At 70.8% G+C, this 8,012-nt stretch carries 8 protein-coding genes; 6 read left to right on the plus strand and 2 right to left on the minus strand.

Going from position 1 to position 8,012, the window contains the following annotated elements:
• A partial coding sequence (locus ACFVZW_RS01315) for a DNA-binding response regulator (RefSeq protein WP_384514965.1) occupies window positions 1-720 on the minus strand: 720 nt, incomplete at its 3' end.
• A 216-nt stretch (window positions 721-936) separates the two neighbouring features.
• Here ACFVZW_RS01315 and ACFVZW_RS01320 point away from each other — a divergent pair.
• Together ACFVZW_RS01320 and ACFVZW_RS01325 are read left to right on the plus strand one after the other, a co-directional pair.
• Window positions 937-2,487 (plus strand): von Willebrand factor type A domain-containing protein, encoded by a 1,551-nt coding sequence (locus ACFVZW_RS01320; protein ID WP_384514968.1) that lies wholly within the window; start codon window positions 937-939, stop codon window positions 2,485-2,487.
• 46 nt (window positions 2,488-2,533) lie between these two features.
• A complete protein-coding gene (locus ACFVZW_RS01325; RefSeq protein WP_329120396.1) occupies window positions 2,534-3,001 on the plus strand; it encodes an anthrone oxygenase family protein in 468 nt (155 codons plus the stop codon).
• A gap of 5 nt (window positions 3,002-3,006) precedes the next feature.
• Here the strand turns inward: ACFVZW_RS01325 and ACFVZW_RS01330 are convergent, their stop codons facing one another.
• Window positions 3,007-3,963, minus strand: coding sequence for a ScbA/BarX family gamma-butyrolactone biosynthesis protein (locus ACFVZW_RS01330; RefSeq protein WP_384514972.1), 957 nt, complete (start codon window positions 3,961-3,963; stop codon window positions 3,007-3,009).
• Window positions 3,964-4,326: 363 nt separating this feature from the next.
• Between ACFVZW_RS01330 and ACFVZW_RS01335 the strand changes: the two genes are divergently transcribed.
• The 4 genes from ACFVZW_RS01335 (at window position 4,327) to ACFVZW_RS01350 (ending at window position 7,932) form a co-directional block, all read left to right on the plus strand.
• Window positions 4,327-5,019: an HAD family hydrolase gene (locus tag ACFVZW_RS01335; protein ID WP_384514975.1), complete on the plus strand. Its 693-nt coding sequence runs from the start codon at window positions 4,327-4,329 to the stop codon at window positions 5,017-5,019.
• Between the two features lie 138 nt (window positions 5,020-5,157).
• Window positions 5,158-5,928 (plus strand): glucose 1-dehydrogenase, encoded by a 771-nt coding sequence (locus ACFVZW_RS01340; protein ID WP_384514977.1) that lies wholly within the window; start codon window positions 5,158-5,160, stop codon window positions 5,926-5,928.
• 158 nt (window positions 5,929-6,086) lie between these two features.
• Window positions 6,087-6,737, plus strand: coding sequence for a ScbR family autoregulator-binding transcription factor (locus ACFVZW_RS01345; protein ID WP_384514980.1), 651 nt, complete (start codon window positions 6,087-6,089; stop codon window positions 6,735-6,737).
• A 331-nt stretch (window positions 6,738-7,068) separates the two neighbouring features.
• Window positions 7,069-7,932, plus strand: coding sequence for a BTAD domain-containing putative transcriptional regulator (locus tag ACFVZW_RS01350; RefSeq protein WP_384514983.1), 864 nt, complete (start codon window positions 7,069-7,071; stop codon window positions 7,930-7,932).
• Window positions 7,933-8,012 lie beyond the last annotated feature (80 nt).

The following is an 8,012-nucleotide window of genomic DNA, read 5'->3' on the forward strand; positions in this document are numbered from 1 at the left end:
ACCCTCACACCCCCCCCCCCCCGCCCCCCGCGCCCCCCCCCCCCCCCCCCCGGGCCTCGTCGTGCCAAGGGCATGCAACAGCTCGCCGACCCGGCGGCTGTAGGTCCGGCCGGACATGCCGAGGCGGGCGGCGGCCGTCTCGTCCGTGAGGCCGGCGAGGAGCGCTTCGAGGACCGGGCGGAGCTGGGGAGGGAGCTCGCGCGGCGGGTCGGTGGCGCCGGCCAGGTCCTCGCCGGCGTCCCAACTGACGTGATGGGCGCGGACCAGGGCCTGCACGACGACCGGGTCGCGGATCAGCAGCAGCCCGTTGTACAGCAGCTCCAGATCGAGCGGGACCGCCGCCACCGTACGGTCGACGACGATCATCTTGAACGGGATCGAGTCCGTGAGACGCGCCCGCCCCGGGCCCCCGACCGCGCCCGCCACATGGGGCAGGGCGTGCCGCGGCACGATCCGTCTGACCTCCGGCGCCCGCTCCGCCGCGGCCCGCATGCACGCTCCTGCCAGCTCCAGGAACGGCTCGGGGATCGCACGGCCCGCGGAGGCGGCCGGGTCGTCGAAGGTCAGCAGCTCGTGCCGCGTCGAGGCGGCGAGCCCGGCCAGCGCGGCGCTGATCCGCCGCGTGCCGCGGACGGGGCGCCCCGCAGGCCGCTGCGCCTCGGGCACGGCCCTGTTCATCGCCGATCGCGCGAGCATCACGGAGCCCGCAGTCTCTGCCACCGCTGACCACCCCCGCCCGATCGGTGTGCCACTCCATGTACGCATGTGACTGCACACGGTGACAACCCCTGTTGAGAAGGATGGCGAGTCCATGCCACGGGAGGTCGCCCCGGCCGCCGTTGCCGCATTGAGATCCATCCGCAACTCCTTCGTCTGCTCCTTTCGGCCTCCTCGGACGTCACATTCACAAGTGCTCGAACTTGAGGGGGAGATGACGTGAAGCGACGCCACAGGGCGCGGCTCGCCGCCGGGATCCTGGCCGCCGGGCTGATCCTGACCGGGTGCGCGGCCGGAGAGAACAGCCAACGGAGCGCGGACCGGAGCGGGGGCGGCTACCGCGCCCCGGACGCACGGCAGGACGCCGGCCCCGACGCACGGCAGGACGACGCCCCCGAGGGCGAGCAGCGCTCCCGGCCGCCCGCCGACTGGCTCTCCACCTTCGCTCTGGACGTGGACACGGCCTCGTACGGCTACGCCCGCCGCACGCTCTCCGAGGGCCGGCTGCCCGACCCGACGTCCGTCCGGCCCGAGGAGTTCGTCAACAGCTTCCGGCCGGACTATCCGCGGCCCGAGGGCGACGGCTTCAGCGTGACGATCGACGGGGCGAGGACCGGGGACGACGACTGGTCGCTCGTCCGGGTCGGGCTCGCCACCGCCGCCGCGGACCGCAAGGGCGAACGCCCGCCCGCCGCCCTGACCTTCGTCGTCGACATCTCCGGCTCGATGGCCGAGACCGGCCGGCTCGACCTGGTCAAGGAGTCCCTCTCCATCCTCACCGACGAGCTCCGCGACGACGACTCGGTCGCGCTCGTCACCTTCAGCGACGAGGCCGAGACCCGGCTGCCCATGACGAAGGTCCAGGGACAGCGGGAGCGGATCCACGGCATCGTCGACGAGCTGAGGACCACCTCGTCGACCAACGTGGAGGCGGGGGTGCGCACCGGCTACGACGTCGCCGTCGAGGGGCATCGCGAGGGTGCCACCAACCGGGTCGTGCTCCTCTCCGACGCCCTCGCCAACACCGGGGACACCGACGCCCGGTCGATCCTCGACCGGATCGACAAGGAGCGCAGGGAGTACGGGATCACCCTCTTCGGCGTCGGCGTCGGAAGCGACTACGGCGACGCGTTCATGGAACAGCTGGCCGACAAGGGCGACGGGCACACCACGTACGTCTCCACCACCGAGCAGGCCCGCAAGGTCTTCGTGGACCAGCTGCCCACGAACATCGAGCTGCGTGCCCGTGACGCCAAGGCGCAGGTCGCCTTCGACCCGAAGACCGTCGAGCGGTTCCGGCTGATCGGCTACGAGAACCGGGAGGTCGCCGACGAGGACTTCCGCAACGACAAGGTCGACGGCGGCGAGGTGGGGGCGGGACACACCGTCACCGCGCTGTACGCGGTGAAGACCCGGCCCGGCCGCAGCGGTCCGCTGGCCACGGCCACGGTCCGCTGGCTCGACCCGAAGAACCGCGCCCCGCACGAGAACACCGGGAGCGTCGGGACGAGCGCGCTCACCTCCTCGCTCTGGGCCCCCGGTCACGACAGCCTCCAGCTGACCGCCGTCAGCGCCTACTTCGCCGACCGGCTGCGGGGCGGCGATCTGCCGGGCGCACCGAAGCTCACCGAGCTCGCGGAGCGTTCGGGGGCGATCGCGGACCGGTCGGGTTCGAAGGTGGTGCGGGAGCTGACCGAGGCGATCCGGCAGGCGGACAAGCTGCTGGCGAGGGACGGCGACGCGGAATCGGGTGATCCGTACTCCGGCTGATCCACAACTGCTGCGCGGTGGCCGTGGATCCCGCCATGATGGGGCCATGGCCACCCTGCTGCTCGCCCTCGCCGTCGGTTCCACCGGCCTCTACGCCGGGTTCATGCTGATCTTCATGACCGGGATCATGCCCGCCCTCGCCCGGCTCGGGGACGCGGAGTTCGTCGACGCGATGCGGCGGATCAACGAGTACGTTCCCAAGCCGGTGTTCCTGATCGTGTTCCTGGGAGTCGTGGCCTTCCCGGTCGCCGCGTTCTTCGTCCCGGTCGACGGGCGCTCCGACACCCAGAAGTGGCTGGTCCTGGCGGGTCTCGTGTGCGCCGTGGTCAACCACCTGATCACGATGGGCGGCAACGTTCCGCTGAACAACGCGCTGGCCGCCTCGGAGCGGACGGGGGTGGATCCGTCCGCGGTCCGGGCGGCCTTCGAGAAGCGCTGGAACGCCTTCCACGCGGTCCGTACGGTGCTGATCACCGCCGCGTTCGGGCTGCTGATCGCCGCGTCCCTGAACTGATCGGGTCAGGAGGGCAGTCCCGCGACCGTGGTGATGGCGGTGAAGAGGATCTCGTCGTCCTGTCGGCCGGTCACCCGGATCAGTCGTTCCGGGCTGCCCGGGTAGTCCACGGCCGGCTCGGTCTCGATCCAGCAGGGGCTGCCGAACTCGGCGTACCGGTGGAAGGTGGAGTCCATCGCCACCGGCAGCACCGGCCGGCCGACGGGCGTCAGGGACTGCACGGCCTGGCGGGCCGCCTCCAGAAGGACCATGCCGGGGATGTGGTCGCCGGGGTGGTCGAAGAGGACGGGATGGCGGGTGTCGACCCGCAGCTGCCAGCGGTCGGCGCGCTCGGTCGGGGTGAGCACGACGTCGAACTCGTCGGTCCGGCCGACGGACCGCGGCTCCACGGGCGCGGTGGGCGGCTCCTGGGCGGTCGCGGGCTCGGCGAGGCGGTCGGCGCGCAGCCGGCGGTAGACCTCGGGGCTGGTGCAGGTGTAGCGGGCGTTGCCGGTGGCGAGCGTCCGGCCCTGCTCGCTGATCACGACCTCGTAGCTCAGCCCGGCCAGCCGGCCGGCGCGACGGCGGATGTCGGTGCAGGTGACGTCGAGGCGCAGATCGGCGGGGGCCCCGCCGACGGGCAGCAGTAAGGGCATCACGCGGTAGTTGAGCTCCCACATCAGGAACTGGTGGCCCAGCGGCACGTCGAAGCCGGCGTGGGCGAGCAGCGCACCCACCTGACGGATCGTTTCGGCGGCCAGCATCGGGTCGTAGTGCGAGCCACCGACCGGACCGAAGAAGGAGTGCCCGCGAGGCCACTGGCCGCCGAGGGTGAAGTGCGCCTCGTCCGTACGGGACCAATCGGCGGTGAGGAAGACCTCGGCGAGCGCGGCCCGGTGAACGTACTCACGGGGAGCCGTCGTGGTGAGCCCCCGGAAGGCTTCCGTGTCCACGATGTCGGTCGGGGCGGACGTCTGCAGCATGAGATCCCTCTACTAGGGGCCTACTAAGGAGATTCGGGCGACCAGCACCGGGGAAGTTACGAACTCCTCGGTACGTTTCGCAAGGGTGCGGGTACGGTTCTGTCAGGTCGATGCGGGGAAAGGGGGGAGGGCCTTCGAGTCTGCTCGCATTCAACGACGCCTGTCAGAACGGCAGATGTCCGACTCATGAGACCCGAGGGTTCACGAGTGAGGTGGCTTCGGGTATCTTCCAGCTGCCGGAAATCTGTACCGCCAGGTTTGTTTCTCGGACATCCGAGACGCCGGTTCGGGTGGTCGCGTCATGATTCACGCGATTCGTTCCGATATGCCCGGCCCGCCGATCGGCTGTCCCTTGGAGACTCCGTGGAACACCTGCGCCACATATCCGTCGCCGCCGTCAACATCGACGGCGTCCTGCTGAACGACACGTTCAGCCCGGTCATCCACCGGTTCGTCACCAGCCGCGGCGGCCACTACGACGCCGAGGTGGAGCGGGAGATCTTCTCCCAGACGCAGCTCACCGCCGCCGAGGCCCTCGGGGTCGCGGCCGGACTCTCCTGGAGTCCCGAGGACGTGCTCGCGGCCTACTTCGAGGAGCGCGCCGCCTATCTGGCCGACCATCCGCTGCGCCTGCTCGACGGCGCCACCGAGCTGCTGGTGCGGCTGCGGGCGCTGGGGCTGCGGACGGTCTGCTACGGCGGGCTCGACGCGTCCCACTTCGAGCTTCACCTGCGGGAGCAGGCGCATCTCTTCGACGCCCCCGGCTATGTGTGCACCAACGACTTCCGGCCCGGGGTCCGCGAGCTGACGCGCGACCTCGGACTCCGCTTCGACCAGATCCTCTTCATCGACGACGTCGCCCGCGTCGCGGAGGCCTGCGAGCAGCTCGGTGTGCCCTTCGTCGGCCACCCGAGCGACTTCGCGCACGGGTTCCAGGGCGAGCTGATGCGCCGGGCGGGCGTGCGGCACGTGGTGGGCTCGCTCGACGAGATCGACGAGTCCCTGCTGCGGACCCTCGACGCCGAGGCCGCCGCCGGCGCGGTCCGGAACCGCTGAGATCCACGTGGCGTATCTACCCGAAGCCGCCGCCCGCGCGGCCGGACCTGTGATTCCGTCGAGCCCGTCGACGACGACGCGCCCGGCGCCGCACAGCCAGGTGTCACACATCCAACTGCCGAGGGAGACGACCGTCCCATGACTGCCGACCACCGCCTGCTGCCCGAGAAGGTCGCCCTGATCACCGGAGCGAGCAGCGGAATCGGAGCGGCCGCCGCCCGGGTCTTCGCCCGTGAGGGCGCCCGTGTGGTGCTCGCCGCCCGCCGCGAGGACAGACTCAAGGCCCTGGTCACCGAGTTGCGCGAGCAGGGTGCGGAGGCCGAGTACGTGGTGGCGGACATCACCCGCCGCGAGGACACCAGAGCCGCCGTGGCGCATGCGGTGGACACGTACGGAAGGCTCGACGTGGCCTTCAACAACGCCGGCTGGGGCGCCGGCCGCGAGCCGCTGCACGAGATGGACGACGAGCTCTACGACCGGATCCTGGACGTCAATCTGCGCGGGGTCTGGAACTGCCTGCGGGACGAGATCGCGGCCATGCTGACCACCGGCGGCGGCGCGATCGTGAACACCAGCAGCGTCGGCGGACTGCTCGCGACCCCGGTCGCCGCGCCCTATGTGGCCGCCAAGCATGCCGTGGTCGGGCTGACCAAGGCCGCCGCAGCCGAGTACGCGGCCCAGGGGATCCGGATCAACTCCGTGGCGCCCGGTACGACCCGTACCGAAGTGGTCTCCGAGTGGTTCGCGGCGGTGCCCGGGATCGAGGAGGCGCTGCATGCCGCCACCCCGCAGCCGCGGACCGCCGAGCCGGAGGAGATCGCCGAGGCCGCGGCCTGGCTCTGCAGCGACCGATCGTCGTTCGTCACCGGTGCGATCATGCCGGTGGACGGCGGCTTCACGATGGTGTGAGCCGGATGCCGCCCGGCCGAACGGCCTGCGTGCGATGCCTTGTGTCCTCTGCACGTATCCGTCCATACTTGCTGTTTTCGACCGTGAAGTGCGAGCAGGCACGGAGCGAGCGCGAGTGTCCTGTGGGGCATCGGGCTATGAGAGGGACGTGACCCCCAATGGCGAAGCAGGATCGCGCGATTCGGACGCGCCAGGCGATCTTGGAAGCGGCCGCCACCGTCTTCGACGAGCGTGGTTACGAGGCCGCGAAACTCACCGACATCCTCCAGCTCGCCCAGGTCACCAAGGGTGCGCTCTACTTCCACTTCGACTCCAAGGAAGACCTCGCGCACGCGGTGATCGACGCCCAGGTCTCGACCGCGCCCACGCCGATGCCGCAGGTCTCCAAGATGCAGGAGTTCGTCGACATCGGCATGGTGTTCGCGCACCGGCTGACCCACGACGGGCTGCTGCGGGGCAGCGTCCGGCTCACCCTCGACCAGGGCGGCCACGAGCTCAACCGCAGCGGCCCCTACCGGGAGTGGACCGATCTCAATCTGCGGGTGCTCGAAGAGGCCAAGGAGCGTGGCGAACTGCTCCCGCACGCCGACCCGGAGGAGGTGGCGCCGCTCGTGGTGGGCGCCTACGCCGGCCTGAACCTGATGACCCAGGCGCTGGGCAGCAACCGCGCGGACATGGACCGCTGGGCCTCGGCGCTCTACCGCCATGTGCTGCCCAGCATCGCCGTGCCCGCCGTGCTCGCGATGCTCGACATGGAGCCCGGCCGGGGCGCGCGCGCCCTGAGCGCGGCGGAGGCGGCAGCGGGCTAGTCCCGGCGGTCCGTCGCCCTAGGCGGGACATTCTGGTGGTTGAAACCATACCCAGCTGCCGGTTTTTTGAGGAAGACACGAAGTCGACATCTTCCCGTCGTCTGAAATAGGCATCGGAAAGCGTACCCGTGAGTCCAGATCTTGGACCCGCGGGTACGCTTCGTTGCGCCCCTTACGGATTCCTGATGTCGGCAAAACGTGGTGAATCGGGACATTCTTTTGTGTTCTTGGGTCTCGAGATTCCATACCCGGCGGTTTCTTATTGACATGCCTCCGGGTCTCTTTTCTAATCGTCCAGGGCCAAGCCGTTCACCGACACTGAGGGGGCAAAGTGGACGTCCGGATCCTGGGGGGACTGTCGGTACGCGAGAACGGGGTGTCGATCACTCCGACCGCCGCCGCGCCGCGGCAGTTGCTGGCGCTGCTCGCGGCCAACGCGGACCAGGTCGTGCCCGTGACCGTACTCATGGAGGAGCTGTGGCCGTCCGGGCCGCCGCGTGGCGCCCGCGTCGAACTCCAGTCCCACATCGTCGATCTGCGGGCGCTGATCACCACGGCCCTGCGCGGGGCCGGGGCACCGGCGGAGGGATCCGACTGGCTGGAGCGCCACACCGCCGAGGCCGTGCTCGTCTCGCTGCCCGGCGGCTACCGGCTCGACACCGGCGGCGGCTCCAACGACGCCTGGCAGTTCGAGCGGGCTGCGGGCGCCGGGTACCGGGCCATGGAAGCGGGCGACCTCCAGCGCGCGGCGCGCCGGCTCTCCGACGCACTCGCCCTGTGGCGCGGCGAACCGTACGCGGGCGTGGCCGCCGGTCCCCATCTGCGCATGGAGATCGAGCGCCTGGAGACCTCCCGGCTGAGCGCCCTCGACCAGTGGGTCGAGGCCCAGCTGCGGCTCGGCCGGCACTTCGAGATGATCTCCGACCTTTCCGAACTCGTCGCCCAGTACCGCACCAACGAGCCGCTGCACGGCCAGTTCATGGTCGCCCTGCTGCGCTGCGGACGGCAGGACGAGGCCCTGGAGGTCTACCAGCGGCTGCGCAACGGCCTGAAGAGGGAGACGGGCCTGGAGCCCTCCGCGCGGCTGCGCAGGCTCCAGCGGTCGATCCTGACCGTACGGGACGTGGCCCGGCCGGCGTTCGGCCGCCAGACGTCCACGCTGCCCCGCCTCGTGCCCGCCGGATCGCTCGGTTGAGGGGCGGCGCCGGGGCGCGTGCCGGAACACGACGAGAGGAGGGGGCGGGGGGCGGGGACGACCGCCGCCGCCCGCCGGTG

Source organism: Streptomyces sp. NPDC059567 (genome assembly GCF_042735655.1).
Classification (GTDB): Bacteria; Actinomycetota; Actinomycetes; order Streptomycetales; family Streptomycetaceae; genus Streptomyces.

What these genes read in the sequence shown, in the direction of transcription:
- ACFVZW_RS01330 (WP_384514972.1), bottom strand. Translation starts at nt 3,963, where the DNA reads ATGCTGCAGACGTCCGCCCCGACCGACATCGTGGACACGGAAGCCTTC.
- ACFVZW_RS01340 (WP_384514977.1), top strand. Translation starts at nt 5,158, where the DNA reads ATGACTGCCGACCACCGCCTGCTGCCCGAGAAGGTCGCCCTGATCACC.
- ACFVZW_RS01345 (WP_384514980.1), top strand. Translation starts at nt 6,087, where the DNA reads ATGGCGAAGCAGGATCGCGCGATTCGGACGCGCCAGGCGATCTTGGAA.
- ACFVZW_RS01325 (WP_329120396.1), top strand. Translation starts at nt 2,534, where the DNA reads ATGGCCACCCTGCTGCTCGCCCTCGCCGTCGGTTCCACCGGCCTCTAC.